Annotated in this window: 19 protein-coding genes; 17 read left to right on the top strand and 2 right to left on the bottom strand. The window is 69.8% G+C overall.

Features of this window, described 5'->3' with window-relative positions:
• The 14 genes from N5I75_RS21545 to N5I75_RS21480 all read left to right on the top strand — a co-directional run.
• The coding region (locus N5I75_RS21545; RefSeq protein ID WP_476679513.1) for a hypothetical protein at nucleotides 1-2,222 on the top strand (2,222 nt) is incomplete at its 5' end.
• A complete protein-coding gene (locus N5I75_RS21540) occupies nucleotides 2,222-3,322 on the top strand; it encodes a DUF5047 domain-containing protein (RefSeq protein WP_476679512.1) in 1,101 nt (366 codons plus the stop codon). The genes N5I75_RS21545 and N5I75_RS21540, both read left to right, overlap by 1 nt.
• Nucleotides 3,322-3,996: a hypothetical protein gene (locus N5I75_RS21535; RefSeq protein WP_476679511.1), complete on the top strand. Its 675-nt coding sequence runs from the start codon at nucleotides 3,322-3,324 to the stop codon at nucleotides 3,994-3,996. The genes N5I75_RS21540 and N5I75_RS21535 overlap by 1 nt, the downstream gene beginning before the upstream one ends.
• A gap of 12 nt (nucleotides 3,997-4,008) precedes the next feature.
• Entirely contained in the window at nucleotides 4,009-4,623 is a 615-nt protein-coding gene (locus tag N5I75_RS21530; RefSeq protein ID WP_476679510.1) for a hypothetical protein, read from the top strand.
• A gap of 17 nt (nucleotides 4,624-4,640) precedes the next feature.
• Nucleotides 4,641-4,787 (top strand): hypothetical protein, encoded by a 147-nt coding sequence (locus tag N5I75_RS21525; protein WP_476679509.1) that lies wholly within the window; start codon nucleotides 4,641-4,643, stop codon nucleotides 4,785-4,787.
• Nucleotides 4,788-4,851: 64 nt separating this feature from the next.
• Nucleotides 4,852-5,157: a hypothetical protein gene (locus tag N5I75_RS21520; protein WP_476679508.1), complete on the top strand. Its 306-nt coding sequence runs from the start codon at nucleotides 4,852-4,854 to the stop codon at nucleotides 5,155-5,157.
• Nucleotides 5,157-6,047 (top strand): peptidoglycan-binding protein, encoded by an 891-nt coding sequence (locus N5I75_RS21515; protein ID WP_476679507.1) that lies wholly within the window; start codon nucleotides 5,157-5,159, stop codon nucleotides 6,045-6,047. The genes N5I75_RS21520 and N5I75_RS21515 overlap by 1 nt, the downstream gene beginning before the upstream one ends.
• Nucleotides 6,048-6,061: 14 nt before the next feature.
• Nucleotides 6,062-6,292 (top strand): hypothetical protein, encoded by a 231-nt coding sequence (locus tag N5I75_RS21510; RefSeq protein ID WP_476679506.1) that lies wholly within the window; start codon nucleotides 6,062-6,064, stop codon nucleotides 6,290-6,292.
• 3 nt (nucleotides 6,293-6,295) lie between these two features.
• Nucleotides 6,296-6,562 carry a hypothetical protein gene (locus N5I75_RS21505; protein WP_476679505.1) on the top strand — a complete coding sequence of 89 codons (267 nt, stop codon included), beginning with the start codon at nucleotides 6,296-6,298 and terminating at the stop codon, nucleotides 6,560-6,562.
• A 30-nt stretch (nucleotides 6,563-6,592) separates the two neighbouring features.
• On the top strand, nucleotides 6,593-6,859 hold the full coding sequence (locus N5I75_RS21500) for a hypothetical protein (RefSeq protein WP_476679504.1): 267 nt from the start codon (nucleotides 6,593-6,595) through the stop codon (nucleotides 6,857-6,859).
• A gap of 1,050 nt (nucleotides 6,860-7,909) precedes the next feature.
• Nucleotides 7,910-8,650: a DUF6879 family protein gene (locus tag N5I75_RS21495; RefSeq protein WP_476679503.1), complete on the top strand. Its 741-nt coding sequence runs from the start codon at nucleotides 7,910-7,912 to the stop codon at nucleotides 8,648-8,650.
• A complete protein-coding gene (locus tag N5I75_RS21490) occupies nucleotides 8,647-9,489 on the top strand; it encodes a helix-turn-helix domain-containing protein (RefSeq protein ID WP_476679502.1) in 843 nt (280 codons plus the stop codon). Before N5I75_RS21495 ends, N5I75_RS21490 begins: the two co-directional genes overlap by 4 nt.
• Before the next feature lie 85 nt (nucleotides 9,490-9,574).
• Nucleotides 9,575-10,033, top strand: coding sequence for a hypothetical protein (locus N5I75_RS21485; RefSeq protein ID WP_476679501.1), 459 nt, complete (start codon nucleotides 9,575-9,577; stop codon nucleotides 10,031-10,033).
• The gene (locus tag N5I75_RS21480; protein WP_476679500.1) at nucleotides 10,030-10,518 is read left to right on the top strand and encodes a hypothetical protein; all 489 of its coding nucleotides are present in this window, start codon (nucleotides 10,030-10,032) and stop codon (nucleotides 10,516-10,518) included. Before N5I75_RS21485 ends, N5I75_RS21480 begins: the two co-directional genes overlap by 4 nt.
• Nucleotides 10,519-10,991: 473 nt before the next feature.
• Here N5I75_RS21480 and N5I75_RS21475 read toward each other — a convergent pair whose 3' ends face one another.
• A complete protein-coding gene (locus tag N5I75_RS21475; RefSeq protein WP_476679499.1) occupies nucleotides 10,992-11,222 on the bottom strand; it encodes a helix-turn-helix transcriptional regulator in 231 nt (76 codons plus the stop codon).
• 613 nt (nucleotides 11,223-11,835) lie between these two features.
• The gene (locus N5I75_RS21470) at nucleotides 11,836-12,894 is read right to left on the bottom strand and encodes a LacI family DNA-binding transcriptional regulator (RefSeq protein ID WP_476679498.1); all 1,059 of its coding nucleotides are present in this window, start codon (nucleotides 12,892-12,894) and stop codon (nucleotides 11,836-11,838) included.
• Nucleotides 12,895-13,150: 256 nt separating this feature from the next.
• Here N5I75_RS21470 and N5I75_RS21465 point away from each other — a divergent pair, with 256 nt between their 5' ends.
• From N5I75_RS21465 to N5I75_RS21455, 3 genes are all read left to right on the top strand, one after another.
• Nucleotides 13,151-14,491 (top strand): ABC transporter substrate-binding protein, encoded by a 1,341-nt coding sequence (locus N5I75_RS21465; protein WP_476679497.1) that lies wholly within the window; start codon nucleotides 13,151-13,153, stop codon nucleotides 14,489-14,491.
• A 591-nt stretch (nucleotides 14,492-15,082) separates the two neighbouring features.
• On the top strand, nucleotides 15,083-16,084 hold the full coding sequence (locus tag N5I75_RS21460; RefSeq protein ID WP_476679496.1) for a carbohydrate ABC transporter permease: 1,002 nt from the start codon (nucleotides 15,083-15,085) through the stop codon (nucleotides 16,082-16,084).
• A gap of 3 nt (nucleotides 16,085-16,087) precedes the next feature.
• Nucleotides 16,088-17,005, top strand: a complete 918-nt coding sequence (locus N5I75_RS21455) for a carbohydrate ABC transporter permease (RefSeq protein WP_476679495.1) — start codon at nucleotides 16,088-16,090, stop codon at nucleotides 17,003-17,005.
• Nucleotides 17,006-17,132 lie beyond the last annotated feature (127 nt).

Genomic DNA, 17,132 nt, shown 5'->3' with positions numbered 1-17,132 from the left:
AGTCCGTCGATCCGGGGATCAGCGGCTGGACCGCGAAGAGCAACGCGGTCCTGTCGCTGGGGTCCGGCGGCCGTAACGGGGACGGCTGCCTGACCGTCAAGTCGGTGGCGGCCGGAGAGGCGCAGGCCCGTACGGTCTCGTCCTACCCGGTCACCGTCGGGGAGGTGTACGAGGCCTTCGCTGACGCCTACGGGGCGACGGTCCCGGAGCGGATCGGTATCCAGTGGCTGAACGCGTCGGCCGCCGAAATCTCGATCACGTGGGGGCTGACGACCACCACCGCGACGGCTGCCTGGCACCGCATCGCTGTGGCCGGCACGGCCCCCCTGGGAACGGTGGCGGCCCGAGTCATCTTGTCGACCATGACCCCGGCGGCAGCCGGGGTGATCAGCTACTTCGAGAACGTCTACCTCGGCCTTCCGCAGAGGTACGCGAAGAACCTGCTGAGCATGAACGCGGAACAACCCATGCTCGACGCCAGTGCCTGGGCAGTGGAGAGCAACGGCACCCTGTCGCGGGCCCAGACTCCGCTGAGCTGGCCCGCGACCTGGTACTGGGGAGGCGGGCCCACCCTGGCCCTCACCGTCACCGCAGCGGGCAACTCCAGCATCTTGTCCGTGGAGCGGCCTTCCGTACAGCCAGGTATCGAGTACCTCGCGTACGCCTACCTGACCCCGCCTCTGTCCTCGTCCACGACCTGGACTGAGCTCCGGTTCTACGACGCCGTCGGCACCCAGCTGCAAGCGGTCCGGTCCACCCTCGCCGCGCCGGCGTCCACCGGCACCTACCGCCAGATCGCCTCAGCGGTTGCGCCGGTGGGCGCGGTCACCGCCTCGATCGCGGCAGGCATCACGGGTGCGACCGCAGGGCAGGTAATGCGGATCGGCGGCGCCGTCGTCAAAGAGCGCACCGCCACGACGACCAGCGCCCTGCCCAACGACAACGCGGTCGCGTTCGCAGACGCGGGTTTTGAGCAGGGCGTGGGCGCCTGGACCGTGGCGTCAGGCGTTGCCACCATCGCTCGCTCCACTCCGTGGGGAGCGCAGCTCTTCCTCGACTCCTACAGCCTGACCGTCACATCCAGCACCGCGACACCCAGCGTGCTCCGCTCCGGCCGCTACGCCGTGACCGGCGGCACGAATTGGCGCGTGGCCCTGAACGCGAAGCGGATCGCCGGGGGGTGGACGGTCACCTCCATCGGCGTGCGGTGGTACGACGCCTCCAACACGCTGATCACCTCGACCACGTCATCGTCCGGCGGACTACCTTCGGACGGGCAGTGGTGGGAGCTCTCAGATGACCAGGCGGCCCCGGCCAGCACGGTGAGCGCGCAGCTCGAGGTCTCCCTGACCGCGACAGCCGCATCGTCGACTGTTCAGGTCGACAATGTGAAACTGCGGCAGGTGCTTCCGCAGACCGAAGTCACTGCTGATGATGCCCTCGGCTCGACCGAGGTCATCATGCGGGAGCTCACCGCGGGCGCCCCGATCACCCTGTACCGGGTGACGGGCGACGGCGCCCGAACGCTGGTGCGCGGCAGCGACGGACTGATCGACCAGATGGCCTTGACGTCGGACAGCTTCCACATCGAGGACTACGAGGCACCGCTCGGCGTCTCGGTCTACTACCAGGCCGAGATCCGGTCGGTGACCACCGGCAAGGTGATCACTTACCGGACTTCCCCGTCAGTGAAGCTGGCGGCCGGGGAGCGGACGCTGGTCTGGCTGAAGGACGTGATCGAGCCGCAGCGCAACGTGCGTCTGCTGACCAAGGACCCGCTGCCGACGATGACCCGGGACATCGAGCAGACCGAGCACCGGATCGAGGGACGTTCCAACAGCGTGGTCCTGTCCGCGGTCCGCGGCGGCGAGAGCGGCGACCTGCTGCTCTTCACCCGCGACGCCCAGGAGAGAGCCTCCCTGGACTGGCTGCTGAGCCCGGGCCACGTCGTGTTCGTGCAGGCCTCGCCGGCCAGCGGCTGGCGGGACCTGTACGCGACCGTCGGCCAGCGGCAGGCCGCCCCGGATACCGACGCCGACAGCGGCTGGCACGAGTGGACGCTGCCGCTCACCGAGGTCGACCGGCCGACCGGCGGCCAGACCGGCAGCGCAGACCGGCTGTGGAACGACATCAAGGTCGAGAACGCCACTTGGGGCGACGTGCTGCGTAAGTACGCGACGTGGTTCGACGTGCTGCTCAACCGGCCGAAGGAAGGCGGCTGATGTACCCGGCTACTCCTCGGTTCATCCGGACGCTGGCCGAGTCGCACAACGTGATCTCCGAGGTGGAGCTCCACCGCACCGACGGTGTGGTGGAGCTCCTGCCGCACACCGGTGGAAGCGTGACGGCTGACCGGAGCTCGGCCTGCCGGCGGACCTGCAGCGTGACGCTCGCCGACCCGTCGTACATTCCGCGGACCGCCCGCGACCGGGTCAGCGTGTACGGGGCCTATGTGGTGATCCGGCGCGGGATTGACTACGGCGGCGGGAAGAAGGAGCTGATCCCGCTCGGCGTCTTCCGCCTGGACGACGTCATCGGCGACCTGTCCACGGGCCCGGTCACGCTGCAGGGCAAGTCGTTCGAGGCGTACCTGAGCGACGACAAGTTCACCGCGCCCACGTCGACGCGCGGGTACAGCCTGGTGTCCACGGCGATCGGCATGCTGGTCTCCACCTCGATGCCGTCGCTCGTCGTCGACACCAGCCGCCTGACCGACACCACCATTGGGACCACCACCTGGGACGTCCAGGGCGACCGGATGGATGCCATCCGCGAGGTCGCCAAGGCGGCCGGCGCCGAGGTGTACTGCGACGCCTCCGGCACCCTCGTCGTCGCGCCACTGCCCGACCGGTTGCTGACCCCGCCAGTGTGGGACGTCTCCGCAGGCGAGCGAGGGAACCTGATCAAGGCATCGGTCGGCATGTCCGCAGCCGGTGTCTACAACGGCGTCCTGGCGACCGGCGAGAACACCGAGGACAACGCCGGCCGCGTCTCCTCGCTGGTCGTCGATGACGATCCGTCCAGCCCCACATGGTGGAGCGGACCGTTCGGCCACCGGCCGTACTTCCTCAGCTCCTCGACCCTCGTGACGACCGGGGCCTGCACGGCGGCCGCTACGTACGAGCTCGCCGCGCGGCGCCTGCCGAACGCGGTCGCCGACCTTTCCAGCCTGCCGAATCCGGCAATCGAGCCGGGCGACGTGATCCGGGCGATCTACCGCGACGGCAGCCGCGACCTGCACCAGGTCCAGTCGCTGACCATCGGACTCCGCCAGAGCGACGAGTTCAGCCTCGCGCTGATCGGCGGGAAGGAGGACGCCTGATGCAAGCCAGCGCAGCCGAGGCACAGCTCATCGACAGCCTGCTCGACGAGGCCGCCCGCCAGGCCGCCGCCGCCCCGGACATCCGGCGCGCCGACTTCCAGACCGCCACCGTCACGGCCGTGAACGCGGCGGCGGGCACGGTCGACGTCGGCACCATCCGGGCCCGGATCATGCAGGAGACCTACCGCAATCCCGCCGTCGGCGACCAGGTCGTGCTCCTGCAGTCCGGCATCCGCAACTGGATCGCGCTGGGTCGCCTCAGTTCTGGCACCACCGACACCGCCTGGACCGACGCCGTCCTCGCGACCGGCTTCACCCACAACGGAAACAGCAACGGCAACGTCCAGTACCGGCAAGTCACCATCGCCGGGACGCGGTTCATGCAGTGGCGCGGGGGTCTGGGTATCACCTACTCCTCCAACGCGATCCAGAACGGCGGCGACATGCTCGCAGCCGCGCTCCCGGCCGCCCTCCGACCCGTCGCCTTCCGCACGCTGGACGGCCCCTGCTCGGCGTCCAACTCGTCATCGTTCGTGCTGAAGATCGACGCCAGGACAGACGGCCAGATGCGCGTGACCGGTACGACCACCAGCACCTCCGACACCTACGCCACACCGATCATCCGGCCGCCCTGGGTGTCCCTCAACAAGATCCAATACTCCCTCGACGGATAAGGGGCACCACTCGTGAGCAGGCTCGACTCATACGGCCAGGACGTTCCAGCCCCGACACTGGGCGACGAGCCGAACATCGAGGCGCTGGTCCCGACGGTCGATGGCGTGGTCTCACGCACGGTCCTGCGGTTCCAGAACGCCACCGCGCGCGCCACCTACCTCACCGGCACGCGCGCGCCCGTGCACGGCCAGATCACCGACCTCGCCGACGAGGACCGCGTCGACCGGTGGGACGGCACCCGCTGGAACCCCATCACCCCCGGGCCGTGGCATGCGTTCCCCGTCGGGTCCGGAATCGTCGCCCACTCGGGATCCCCGGGCTACCGCTACTCCAACGGCAGAGTGGAATTCCGGGGCCGCCTCGCACGCACCAACGGCGGGCAATTCTCAACCGGTACGGACTGGCTGCTCGGCACCCTGCCGGTCGCCTGGCGGCCTGCCTCGGCCGCCTACTGGATCGTCCCCCTGGAGATCGGCGCCGGCATCTACTACGGCCGCGCCGAGATCCGCACCGACGGCCAGGTCATCGCCTACACACCCCCCGGCGGCGGCACCGCCAACGGGATGAAGTGGCTGGGCCTCGAGGACTCCTCGTACCCGCTGGACACCCCGCCCGCCGTCCTCTGAACCGAAAGGACCACCCAGTGATCATTGTTCCTTCCGACCCGCCGCCCCCGGTCGCACCCGCCGACGGGGAAACGCTGGACGACCTCGGCATCGTCACCGAGCCCGACCCCATCCCCACCGACACCCCGCCCGAGCCGCCCACCACCGAGGGCCCGTCAGTCTGACCCTGCCCCTGCTCCGTACGCCCCGCGCCAGTCGGCCGGGGCTTTCGTCATGTCTGGAGACCTCATGCATCCGTCCCCTGGGCGCATCGTGCAGTACCAACTCACCGAGTCGGACGCCACCGACATCAACCGCCGGCGCAAGGACTACCACCAGAGCCGCAGCGCCGATCAGCAGACGGGCTTCATCGGGCACGTCGGTAACACCGCCGCCGAGGGTGACGTGTACCCGGCGGTCATCGTGCGCGTCTGGAACGAGAGCACGGTCACCTGCAACCTTCAGGTCCTGCTCGACGGCACCGACACGTACTGGGCCACCTCCCGCGCCGAGGGCGACGCGGCGGGCACCTGGCGCTGGCCGGAGCGTGTGTGATGGCCCCACCCATGACCGCAGCCACGTTCCTGCAAGCCCTGCGTGCCGAAGGCCTCACCGTTGTCGAGGTCGGCGACTGGGCGCACCACAACCGCAACAGCAAGGGCCCGTGGGGTCCCATGCACGGCGTGATGATCCACCACACCGTGACCAAAGGGACTTCGAACACCGTGCGCATCTGTCGCGACGGACGTAGCTCCCTGCCGGGCCCGCTGTGCCACGGCGTCATCGCCAAGGACGGCGTGGTCCACCTCGTCGGCTACGGCCGCGCCAACCACGCGGGCCTGGGCGACGACGACGTCCTCCAGGCGGTCATCAACGAGCGCGCGCTGCCCGCCGACAACGAGGCGAACACCGACGGCAACCCCCACTTCTACGGCTTCGAGTGCGAGAACCTCGGCGACGGTGAGGACCCGTGGCCCGCGGTACAGCTGGAATCCATCGAGAAGGCAGCCGCGGCCATCTGCCGCCACTACGGGTGGAGCGAGCGGTCGGTCATCGGGCACCTGGAGTGGCAGCCCGGAAAGATCGACCCCAAGGGCTTCACCATGGCGTCCATGCGGGCGCGGATCGCGGACCGGCTGGACAGCAAGAAGCCCACGCCGAAGCCGCCGAGCGCGCCGAAGTACGAGCCGTTCCCCGGAGCCAGCTTCTTCATGAGCGGCAGCAGGCCCGCCCTCGGGAAGAAGAGCGCGGTGTTCACCGCGATGGGCAGGCGGCTCGTCGCCGTCGGCTGCGGCCGCTACCAGGTCGGCCCCGGTCCCACCCTCGGCACCGCCGACGTCGCCTCGTACGAGGCGTGGCAGCGCAAGTGCGGCTACAGCGGCACTGCCGCGAAGTGGCCGCCCGGCAAGACCACCTGGGACAAGCTCCAAGTCCCCAACGTCTGAAAGGGCAGGCCGCCATGGCCTCACCTCGTCTCTTCACCCTCGAACGCGACCGTGACGTATCCGGCGTCTCCGGGACCGGGACCGTCGCCGACGGCGTCGTCTGGCCCGACGGCACCGTCTCGATCCGCTGGCGCGGGGAGCGCCCCTCCACCGTGTTCTGGGAGTCCCTCGAGCACGCCGAGCACGTCCACGGCCACCAGGGCGCAACGCGCTTCGTGTGGGCCGACACACCCAAGGAGAACTGACCAATGTCCGAGATGCACATTCCCGATGCCGAGACCGTCGTGAAGACGGCGGCCAGCTACGGCCGTGACCTCGCTGAACGCACCCTCGCCACGTTCGTCGTCACCGCGGGCGGCATCGCCACCGCCGCGGGGCCGGCCGACATGTTCCACGCCAGCTTCTGGCAGACCATGGGCGCGGCCGGAGTCGCCGCGGCGTTCAGCCTGCTGAAGGGGTTCGTCGCCAGAGCCTTCGGCAGCAGCAACAGCGCGTCCCTCGCCAAGGGCGTCTGACCTGTCCCATGCACACGCCCTGGAGGTCGTATGGACGCCGCCATGGTCACGGCCGTCGCCGCGCTGATCGGCGGGCCCGTGGCCGCGGTGGCGGCCATGTACGGCACCCGCGGCGCCAACCGGTCAGCCCGGGAGGGCAACGCGGTGAACGGCTTCAACAGCCTGACGGACCAGCTGCAAGAGGAACGCCAGGAACTCCGCACCGACCTCGCGACCGTCCGCGCCGAGCTGGCCGCAGAGAAGATGGAGAACGCGCGGCTCCGGCTGCTCGTACAGCAACTCGGAGGGACACCGTGACCCGCACCGAGCAAGTCCTGTACCGCTCACGGCACTTGCTGTGGATGACGGCCGCGTGTCTCATCCTCGGCGGCGGCGTGACGCTGTCGCTGCTCCTCATCCACCGCGAGTCGGCGGCGCGGCAGGAAGTCGCGCATGAGGCGGACTTGCGTGGCGTGGCTGTGTCGACTCTCGCCGGGGACGTGCGGGAACTGCGCTCGCAGCTGCAGGCGGAGGGAAAGACGCCAGCGGCGCCGGACCCGGCCAAGGCAGTAGAGGACCTACCGGCTCGAGCGGCGGTGCCGGTGCCGAAGGTAGGACCATCGGGTCCGCCTGGTCCTTCCGGGGAGCCGGGGCGGCCGGGCAAAGCGGCGCCGACCATAACGCCGTCCCCTGGCGCTTCGGGGGCGCCAGGGCGCGCGGGCGCGGACTCGACTGTGCCGGGTCCGCCGGGCGCGGACTCTACGGTGCCTGGCCCGTCCGGGCCGCCTGGTCCTGCCGGACGGGACGGGACGAACGGGGCTGACGGGACTGATGGGAAGGATGGTCGGGACGGGACGACCGAGTGCCCGTCCGGGTATTCCTGGCAGGCACCGGCCGACGATCCAGATGCTCTGGTGTGCCGTAGAGATGGGGCACCGTCGCCGCAACAGCCGGACCCGTCGGACAGTGCTCCTCCGCTCGCGGCGGCGCTTGATCCGCAGCGACGGCAGTATGTGCTTCGGCGTGGACGGCGTGCGCCCACGCGGTGATCAGCCGCTCGTACTCTGCGCGCTGCTCGGGGTACAGGAAACCGCCGGACCTGATCATCAGGCGCCGGATCTCCTCGTTCAGCTCGTCTGCGGTGACGGACACGGCAGGACCGTAGCGCCTGCCGCTTGATCATGGCCAGAGCATTCCAGGACACCGGCCCCCATCGCCCTTTCGCGGGCGGTGGGGGCCGTTTCGTCATGCCCGGTTGCGCGCAATCAAGCAGGTCGATAGACGATCTGCAATCCTGCGCAATGCGTCCGCGCGCCTCCGCAATCGCGGAGCATGCTGGTCGCCCAACCCCCGCTGTCGGAGGCCCACATGACGCTCAGGTTCATCGGTACCACCAGCGATGACGGAGACTGCCCCACCCTGTACGAGATCCCGGAGACGGACGAGATCCTCGTCCAGGGCGACATCGAGACCGACCCGTCCCACCTCGTCGAGCTGCGCGACGTGAAGCCATCCGAGTCGTTCGTCCGCGTCCCCCGCTCCCTCCTCACCCGGTACGCGCCACGCACTCCTGCCCCGGAGTTGGTCCCGTTCCAGGAGATCAATCACCTGTTCACTGAGTTCCGCCACACCGCGTGGCGTCTGGAGACCCGCACGGGCTACGGCTCGGACCGCGGCGGCCCGAAGTGGCAGCGCTGGCTCGCCGGGGAAGATATCGCCGCCGATCCCGACAACGCATGGCGGGCGAACGTCCGCGCGCAGACCGCGCTCGGCAAGCGGTTCGAGCGGGTCCGTCTGGTCGACGAGCCCGCGACGCAGGGCCAGGAGTTCCTCCTCGCCAGCGGACTCGGCAACGTCGCGGCGGGCGAGGACATCCGCAACCTGACCCGCGCGAAGGCTCAGGAGCTGCGCTTGCCCGACTACGACTTCTGGCTGTTCGACTCCAAGATCGTGGCCCGCTTCGCGTTCGACGACGAGGACATCACCCTCGGCGTGTACGTCAGCGAGGACCCCGCGGACGTTCTCGCAGCCTGCCAGGCCCGCGACGCGGCGTGGCATCACGCCGTGCCTACCAGCGAGTTTCAGCGCGGGGTACGTTCCAGTATGTGAGTAGCGACTTCCAAGAGGCCCGACACGTCCTCGGCGCGCGCCTGTCCGAGCTGCGCGCCGAGGCGGGCCTGGAGGGGAAAGACCTCGCCGGGAAACTGGGGTGGCAGCCGTCGAAGGTGAGCCGTCTCCAGAGCGGGAAGCAGACGGCGAAAGCCAGCGACATCAGGGAGTGGGCGGCGGCGGTCGGCCGGCCGGACGTCGAGCCGGAGTTGCAGGGCCTGCGGGCGGGCGCCGAGCTGAAGCACCGCACGTGGCGCCGGCAGTTGGCGGGCGGGCACGCTGAGCGGCAGAAGCTCGCGATCCGTGAGACGCAGGCGACGCGCCTGACGCGGGCGTTCGAGGTGGCCCGCATTCCGGGCCTGTTGCAGACGCACGAGTACGCCCGCGTGATCTTCGCCAGCAACGCGGCGTTTCGCGAGATCCCCGCCACCACCGATCAGGCGGTCGCGAACCGGATGCGCAGGCAAGAGGCCCTGTACGAGCCGGGCCGCGAGTTCCGGTTCCTCCTGTGCGAGGCGGCGCTGTATCACCGCTCGTGCCCGAAGGACGTGATGGCCGCACAACTCGACCGCCTGTACGGGGTGGTCGGCATGCCACAGGTGGACCTCGGCGTCATCCCGTTCGGCTCGCAGCTGCGGCGTACGCCAGCACACTCCTTCTGGATCTACGACCGGCGGCAGGTGATCGTCGAGACGATCACGGAGGAGCTGTGGCTGACCGCCGAGGAGGACATCCGCCTGTACGAACGGGCGTGGGACTGGCTCGACTCGTCCGCGGAGCGCGGCCCTACAGCACGCCGTCTCATCGGCCGCGCACGGGCATCTCTCGATCTTGGTTAGCAACCAATGCAACTGACGGGGCGTTAGGTGCAATCCGGCGCAATCGATCAACAACCGCCGCTGCCAGGCCCCTAACGTCCTGGTCATGGCCGACGAGACCCGCGCAACCCACCGAACAGAGGGCGACACCTGGCTCGCCACCTGCACCGGACACGAGCGCCTGGTCTACGACGTGTGGAGCATCGGCGGGATCGCCCCGATCCCCTGCACTTACTGGCTCGCCGCCGAAGCACAGCTGATCGAGGCACTCCAAGCTCACAAGCGCATCCCAGCACGGGAGCGCGGCCCTCTCCTCCTTGACCCCGGCCGCGACGCCGCATGGTGGCTCGTCCCCCTCGGCGCTGCCGAGGAACTCGCCGACGTCCGCCAGCTCATTGTCCGCCCCTACGGCTGGCCACTGCACTGCCCGGCGACCGAGCAGCCTGCGGCCGGCCGCTTCTGGCTCGACCCGCCCGACGGCCAAGGCGGCATCACCAACCCCACGTATCTCGCCGCGGCGTTCGGCCCCGCCGCTGGCCGACTCCCTGCGGAGGCTTTCGGATGAGCACAGTAGAAACCCCCGCTGACCAGCTCGACATCGAGCACCTCGTCAGTGAAGCGCGCGGCGTAATGCAAGTTCGCCCCGGCCTCCCTCGACTGCGGGAGTTGAACGACGAGCTGCGGCCGCGCATCCGGGTAGCGCAGGCCATCGTGCGCGACCACATGCAGAGGGTGCGCCGGAACTCGCCTGAGTGGCACGCCCGGGACAAAGCCGTGGACGAGGCTGCCGACCTGCTCATGTCGGGTCTCAGCCCGAGTCCCCTCGCCGCCGAGCAGCTCGTTACGGCGTTAGGCCGCAGCCTGGGCAAGCTCGAAGCCTGGGCTCAGTCCGGCCCGTCAGGAGTGATGTGCCGGAGCTGCACTCGGCCGATCCTTCCCGGGCAGCCGACCGAACGGCGGGTCTTTGCCTCATCAGCGTCAGGGCCGCCGAGCATCGCAGGTGTTCACAGCAATCTCTGCCACTGCACAGACGAGGGCGACGATGAGTAAGGCGAAGAGCCGCTCGGCATACACGGCAACACCAGCCTGCCGCGCACCGCACGCGAACGGCATCTACCTCTGCACCCTGCTCAAGGGGCACAGCGGTGCACACAAGCACGCGTACTCGGGGCCCCGGGTCGACGGATGGCGCCGCGGTACCTACTGGGGCAGATGATGCAACGACTCCCGCCGCAGGCTCATCACGGATCCTCCGCGGCGGGTAGGGCGGTCGTTCGGTGCCTGCACACCGGGCGACCGCCGACGGCAAGGCGGTGGCAGGTCCCGCCGAGTCGGGGTGGTACGGCTCCGTTGGTGCTCGGAGCACGGCCGCCACTCCCGTGCCCCTAGACCTTGGGTGCGGGCGGGCGGCGGCGCGACGCGAAAAGGGGCGCCGCCGCCCACACCGAGCCGCTCACGGTCCCCCCGGCTGTGGGTGGAGAAGGGCGGCGGTGTGTGCGAAGGGGGCGCTGCCGCCGCCCGACTCACACGAGGTCTCGCAGAGGGACGCCGAGAGCATCCGCGATACGTAACAGATTGTCTAGGACTGGAGAGGCATGGCCCTGCTCGATGCGATTGACGGACTGCCGGTCCAGGCCGGCCCTTTCCGCCAGGCCCTCTTGGGTGAGGTTTGCGTGCAGGCGTGCAGCTCGGATGCGGTCCCCGACAGCTCGCCGGGCGGCGAGGATGCGGGGGGAGGGTCGAGCGGGCGGCACCCGGTTAACGCTTGCCGGACCATGATCGCCTGTCTGTATCGTCGACCGTACTTTTTAGGATCAGACGTCCCGCGGTTTGTGAACGGCCCGTACGAATAGAGCACACGTTCGAGTGAAACCGTCGCTCGTCCCTTGCGCGGGGTAATCAAGCGGCAAAGGATGACGACTGCATTCATCCCCCAATGACTGGCCGCCCCGTCCACCCACCGCCCCCCAGGCGTGGGAGTGCTCGGCGGCCGGCAGCGCCCCCGGTGATCCCGGGGGCGCTGTTTTGTGCCGTCTGAACATCGCCGCCAGCCATGGTCGACTGAGCGACGCTCGTCGACAGGAGCCCTCCTGTCCTCGGTAGGGCCGCTTTGCACTCACCCGCGCGCCCGCCGCATCGTGGGCGCCACCGCGCTGTTCCCGTGGGAACAGAGAGCCCCTTCCGTCGGGCAGTCAGCCGCATCGAGCGACATCGAGCGTCATCGAACTGCGCCTATTTGTCACGGTTTTCGGCATCACCGCAGGTCAAAAGTGGGTAACAAAACTGGTTCAAGTCCCGTCACTCACCCTGATTGACCGAGGGCCCCGGTTCGAGAGAACCGGGGCCCTCGATGTTTCCCGCTGCCCTCTAGGACGAGGCGCGGATCACCAGCTCCGTCGGGAGCACCACGTGGCGCTCGGCGCCGCGCCGCACCGAGGAGCGCTTGCCCTCGGCGGCCAGGGCGATCTCGTCGAGCAGCAGCTCGGTGGCGGCCCGGCCCATGTCGCGGGTGGGCTGGCGCACGCTGGTCAGGCCGGGCTCCATGTGGCGGGCGATCACCGAGTCGTCGAAGCCGACGAGGGCCACGTCGTCCGGGATGCGGCGGCCGGCCCGGCGCAGCTCCTGGCGGGCGCCGGAGGCCATCAGGTCGGAGCAGGCGAAGACGGCGTCGAGGTCGGGGCGGCGTTCGAGCAGCTCGGCCATGCAGCGGCGCCCGCCCTCCTCGGTGAAGTCTCCGTACGCGACGAGCTTCTCGTCGTACGGGATCTCGTCCGCGGCCAGCTGGCTCTCGTACCCGGCGAGGCGGCGCTCGGCGCCGTACACGTCGAGGGGTCCGGTGATGATCGCGACCGAGCGGCGGCCCCGGGAGGTCAGGTGGGCGACGGCGGAGCGGGCGCCCGCGACGTTGTCGGTGTCGACCGAGGGCAGCGGCTCGTCGGCGGAGCGCGGGCCGCTGATCACGGTCGGGATGTCCATCTGGAGCAGCCGGTCGGCGAGGGGGTCGTCGGCGTGGGCGGAGACGAGCAGGACGCCGTCGACGCGGTGGGCGGCGAGGTAGGCGGCGAGGCGGTCCTGCTCGCGCTCGCCGCGGGCGAAGGTCAGCAGGAGCTGGAGGTTGGTCTCGGCGAGGGCGACGCCGACGCCGCCGACCATGCCGGAGAAGTACGGCTCGGAGAAGAACCGGGACTCGGCCTCGGGGACGACGACCGCGATGGAGTCCGTGCGGTTGGCCGCGAGGGCGCGGGCCGCCGTGTTCGGGACGTAGCCGAGTTCGGCGACGGCCTCCTCGACCGCGGCCCGGGTCCGGTCGCTGACCCGCGGCGATCCGTTGATCACCCGCGAGACCGTGCCACGGCCCACGCCCGCCCGGGCCGCGACCTCCTCAAGGGTGGGCCGCCTGCTGTGCGTGCCGTGATGCGCCTTCACTGCTACCTCCAGAAGTCTCAGGCGGAATCTAACAGCCGGATAACCAGACCGAGTTGGATCCGCCCAGTGTCTTGACACCAATCGGCCGAGCGGCGAGTCTCTTCAACACATCACGTGTGGGAGCGCTCCCACCGTATCGGATGCCTACATAACCCGCACTCTCCCCGCCCGAGCCGCATGTAGTAACGAACGGGCCCAGCTGTGCAGTTGGCCGGGGTCAGCGCATCAGATCAGTGAAAGCACATTGGAGGACGCAATGCGCACTTCGGGCAACTCCGGCGGCCGTGCCCGCCGCACGACCATGGCGTACGCCGCAGGGCTCGCCGCGGTGGCACTGCTGAGCACCGCCTGCAGCGCGAGCGACGACGACAGCGACTCGGCCGGAGACAGCGGCGGCAAGATCACCCTGCACGTCGGCACGTTCGGCACCTTCGGCTTCGACGACAAGGGCGCCAACCTGTACGCCGCGTACGAGAAGTCGCACCCGAACATCAAGATCGTCGAGGACAACGTCCAGGACGGTCAGAAGTACTGGGACACCCTCAAGCTGCGCATGTCCCGCAACAGCGGCCTCGCCGACATCCAGGCGATCGAGGTCGGCTACATAGCCGAGGCGACCGGCCCCACCATGGCCAACAAGTGGGTCGACATGTCGAAGGCGAAGGGCGCGGACGCCGCGGCGTTCGTCGACTACAAGTCGAAGCAGGCCACGGTGCCCGGCACCGACCAGGTCATCGGTCTCGGCACCGACATCGGCCCGATGGCCATCTGCTACCGCAAGGACTACTTCAAGCAGGCCGGGCTGCCGGACGACGCCGACGCGGTCGCCAAGCTGTGGCAGGGCGACTGGTCGAAGTTCCTCGACGTCGGCGCCGACTACAAGAAGAAGGCGCCCAAGGGCACCTCCTTCACCGACTCCGCGAGCGGCCTCTTCAACGCGGTCCTCTCCAGCCAGCCGCTGCAGTACTCCGACGACAAGGGCAAGCTCGTCTACGACACCAGCCCCGGCGTGAAGACGGCGTGGGACCTCTCGGTCAAGGCGGCGGAGGGCGGCTACACCGCCAAGCTGCGGCAGTTCGACGAGAAGGGCACCTGGAACGCGGCGATCAAGAACGGCAAGTTCGCCACGGTCGCCTGCCCGGCGTGGATGACCGGCATCATCAAGGACAACGCCCCGGGCGACAAGGGCAAGTGGGGCATCGCCCTGCCCCCGCAGAACGGCAACTGGGGCGGGTCCTTCCTCGGCGTCCCGAAGTCCGGCAAGCACGTCGAGGAGGCCACCGAGCTGGCCGCCTACCTGACCGCCGCCGCGCAGCAGGAGAAGGTCTTCGGCGTCAACGGCAACACCCCGTCGAACAAGGCGGCGCTCACCGCCACCGAGTCCGCGAAGATCGAGTACTTCGGTGACACCCCGGCCGGGAAGATCTACTCGACGATCGCCCAGGGCATCAAGCCGGCCCCGATCGGTGCCAACGACGGCCAGGTCAAGACGTTCGTGACCGACAACGGCATCCTCGACATCGAGCAGCGCGGCACGGACCCGAAGAAGGCGTGGGACAACGTGCAGAAGCTGGTCGACGACAAGATCGAGCAGTAGCCGTCCCGGCGGACCGGGTGGTGGCTTACCCGGGGTCATATCGGCCCCGGGTGGCCCCGCCGGGGGCTGGTAGGGCGGGCCCGGGGGCGGATTGGCCCCGGGTGGCTCTGCCGGGCGCCGTGCTGGGCGGGTTCGGGTCGTAGCGGCCCGGCCCGTCCCACCCGGGGATCGTGTGGGGCGCCCCCCGGGGCACGCCGACCCGGGTGGGCTCACCCCGGGGGCCGTGTGGGGCGGCTCCGGGGGCACACCCACCCGGGCGGCTCCACCCGGAGCCACTGTGGGCGGCGCCAGGCAGCTCCGGCCCACCTGGCGCCGGGGCTCTGCCCCGTGCCGGGGCCGCGTGAGCCCTGGCGGGCGAGGCCGCGCGTAGGCGTCAGGCCGCGCACGCAACAGGCGGCACCCGCGCAACGGGGCCGCCCGCAGCACCGCACAGCCCGCACCACCGCACCGCCCGAGCAACGGGCACCCCGCACCAAGGCCCAGCCCCGGCCCCCCGCAAACGCCCGGCCCGCTGAACACAGCACCCCGCACCACCGTCCCGCACCGCGCTCCGCGCAATCGCACCACATCCGAACCGGAAGGAACGCCCCCGTGGCCACCTCCGTCAAGGCGGATGCCGGCGGCAGTTCGTCGTCCGCACCGCCCTCCGCCGGGTCGTCCCGGCGGCCCGAACCCTCCTCCTGGCGCAGCAGGCTGTTCCGCTGGGACATGAAGGGCTCGCCGTACGCGTTCATCACGCCGTTCTTCCTCTGTTTCGCCGCCTTCGGCCTCTTCCCGCTGATCTACACCGGCTGGCTCTCCCTGCACCAGGTGCAGCTCGGTGCCGAGAGCGACGCCAAGTGGGTCGGCTTCGGCAACTACAGCTGGCTGATCGACAGTGAGTTCTTCTGGCGCGCACTGACGAACACCTTCACCATCGGCGTCATCTCGACCGTCCCGCAGCTGCTCATGGCCCTGGGCCTCGCGCATCTGCTCAACTCGCACCTGCGCGGCCGCGCGTTCTTCCGGATCGCGGTGCTCGCCCCGTACGCCACCTCGATCGCCGCCGCGACGCTGGTCTTCGCCCAGTTGTTCAACACCGACTACGGCATGATCAACTCGCTGCTCGACGTGTTCGGCCTCGGCCCGATCCGCTGGGACTCCGACAAGTGGTGGGCGCAGATCGCCATTTCGACGATCGTGACGTGGCGCTGGACCGGCTACAACGCGCTGATCTACCTCGCCGCGATGCAGGCCGTGCCGAACGACCTCTACGAGGCGGCCTCGCTCGACGGTGCCTCGCGCTGGCGCCAGTTCACCAGCGTGACGATCCCCTCGATCCGCCCGACGATCCTGTTCACGATCATCGTCTCGACCATCGGCGCGACCCAGCTGTTCGGTGAGCCGATGCTGTACGGCGGTTCGGTCGGCATCGGCGGCGGCAGTGGCGGCCAGTACCAGACCCTGTCGCTGCTCATGTACCAGACGGGCTGGACCAACAACTCGCTCGGCCGGGCCTCCGCCATCGCCTGGGTGATGCTGCTGATCCTGCTCCTGATCGGTGCGATCCAGGGGCTCGCCGCCCGTTACAACGCCAAGAAGCTGGGAGGCTGATCCATGACCGTCCAACTCCCGGCGCCCGCCCCCGCGACGACCGCCCCGGTCACGCCGCCGCCCGCGCGCCGCCGCCGCTTCGGCCCCGCCGCGGGTGATCAGCGCAAGGCGGGCTGGCTGACGTACGTCCTGCTCGCCGTGGCGGCGTTCGTCTCGCTGTTCCCGCTGTACTGGAACGTCGTCGCGGCCTCGCACGACGCCACGCGTGTGCAGCAGGCGCCCGCGCCGCTGCTGCCGGGCCCCCACCTGCTGGACAACCTGTCCACGGCGTGGAACCAGGTCCACATGGGTGTGGCCCTGATCAACACCACCGTCGTGGCCAGCGTCATCAGCCTCAGCACCGTGCTGTTCGCGACGCTCGCCGGCTTCGCCTTCGCCAAGCTCCAGTTCAAGGGCCGCAACCTGCTGCTCGCGCTGGTCGTGGCGACGATGACCGTGCCGCCGCAGCTCACCGTGATCCCGCTGTACCAGATCATCACGGACCTGAAGTGGACGGACACCCTCCAGGCCGTGATCATGCCGTCGCTCGTCGCGGCGTTCGGCGTGTTCTTCATGCGGCAGTTCCTCGTCGAGGCGCTTCCGGTGGAGCTGGTCGAGGCGGCCCGGGTGGACGGCGCGAACAGCCTGCGGATCATCTGGCACGTGGTGTTCCCGGTGGCGCGGCCCGCGATGGCCGTGCTCGGCATGCTCACCTTCGTCCAGGCGTGGAACGACTTCTTCTGGCCGTTCATCGTGCTCACCGACACCGGCACGCCCACCTTGCAGGTCTCCCTCGCGGGCCTCGGAGCGGGCAACCACACAGTGGACACGGCCGTCGTGCTGACCGGCGCGCTGATCTCCACGGTGCCGCTGCTCGCCGTGTTCGCCCTGCTCGGCAAGCACATCGTGGGCGGCATCACGGCGGGCGCGGTCAAGAACTGACCCGGTCCGACGGCTCGGCGGGCCCGGCCCTTCGACGCCACGGGCACGGCCGAGCCCCGACCCCGCGCGCCCCTCGCGGCGCGCGGCCCGGCCCCCTTCTCTCCTGTCCCCCAACCCCATGGGAGCG

The sequence above is a fragment of the Streptomyces sp. R818 genome, assembly GCF_056172735.1.
The sequence above is the reverse complement of the archived record's forward strand: the minus strand, read 5'-3'. Positions and strand labels throughout refer to the sequence as shown.

Bases quoted from the DNA above. Each gene is read 5' to 3' on its own strand.
- N5I75_RS21540 (WP_476679512.1), top strand. From the start codon at position 2,222: ATGTACCCGGCTACTCCTCGGTTCATCCGGACGCTGGCCGAGTCGCAC.
- N5I75_RS21535 (WP_476679511.1), top strand. From the start codon at position 3,322: ATGCAAGCCAGCGCAGCCGAGGCACAGCTCATCGACAGCCTGCTCGAC.
- N5I75_RS21520 (WP_476679508.1), top strand. From the start codon at position 4,852: ATGCATCCGTCCCCTGGGCGCATCGTGCAGTACCAACTCACCGAGTCG.
- N5I75_RS21515 (WP_476679507.1), top strand. From the start codon at position 5,157: ATGGCCCCACCCATGACCGCAGCCACGTTCCTGCAAGCCCTGCGTGCC.
- N5I75_RS21510 (WP_476679506.1), top strand. From the start codon at position 6,062: ATGGCCTCACCTCGTCTCTTCACCCTCGAACGCGACCGTGACGTATCC.
- N5I75_RS21505 (WP_476679505.1), top strand. From the start codon at position 6,296: ATGTCCGAGATGCACATTCCCGATGCCGAGACCGTCGTGAAGACGGCG.
- N5I75_RS21500 (WP_476679504.1), top strand. From the start codon at position 6,593: ATGGACGCCGCCATGGTCACGGCCGTCGCCGCGCTGATCGGCGGGCCC.
- N5I75_RS21495 (WP_476679503.1), top strand. From the start codon at position 7,910: ATGACGCTCAGGTTCATCGGTACCACCAGCGATGACGGAGACTGCCCC.
- N5I75_RS21485 (WP_476679501.1), top strand. From the start codon at position 9,575: ATGGCCGACGAGACCCGCGCAACCCACCGAACAGAGGGCGACACCTGG.
- N5I75_RS21480 (WP_476679500.1), top strand. From the start codon at position 10,030: ATGAGCACAGTAGAAACCCCCGCTGACCAGCTCGACATCGAGCACCTC.
- N5I75_RS21465 (WP_476679497.1), top strand. From the start codon at position 13,151: ATGCGCACTTCGGGCAACTCCGGCGGCCGTGCCCGCCGCACGACCATG.
- N5I75_RS21455 (WP_476679495.1), top strand. From the start codon at position 16,088: ATGACCGTCCAACTCCCGGCGCCCGCCCCCGCGACGACCGCCCCGGTC.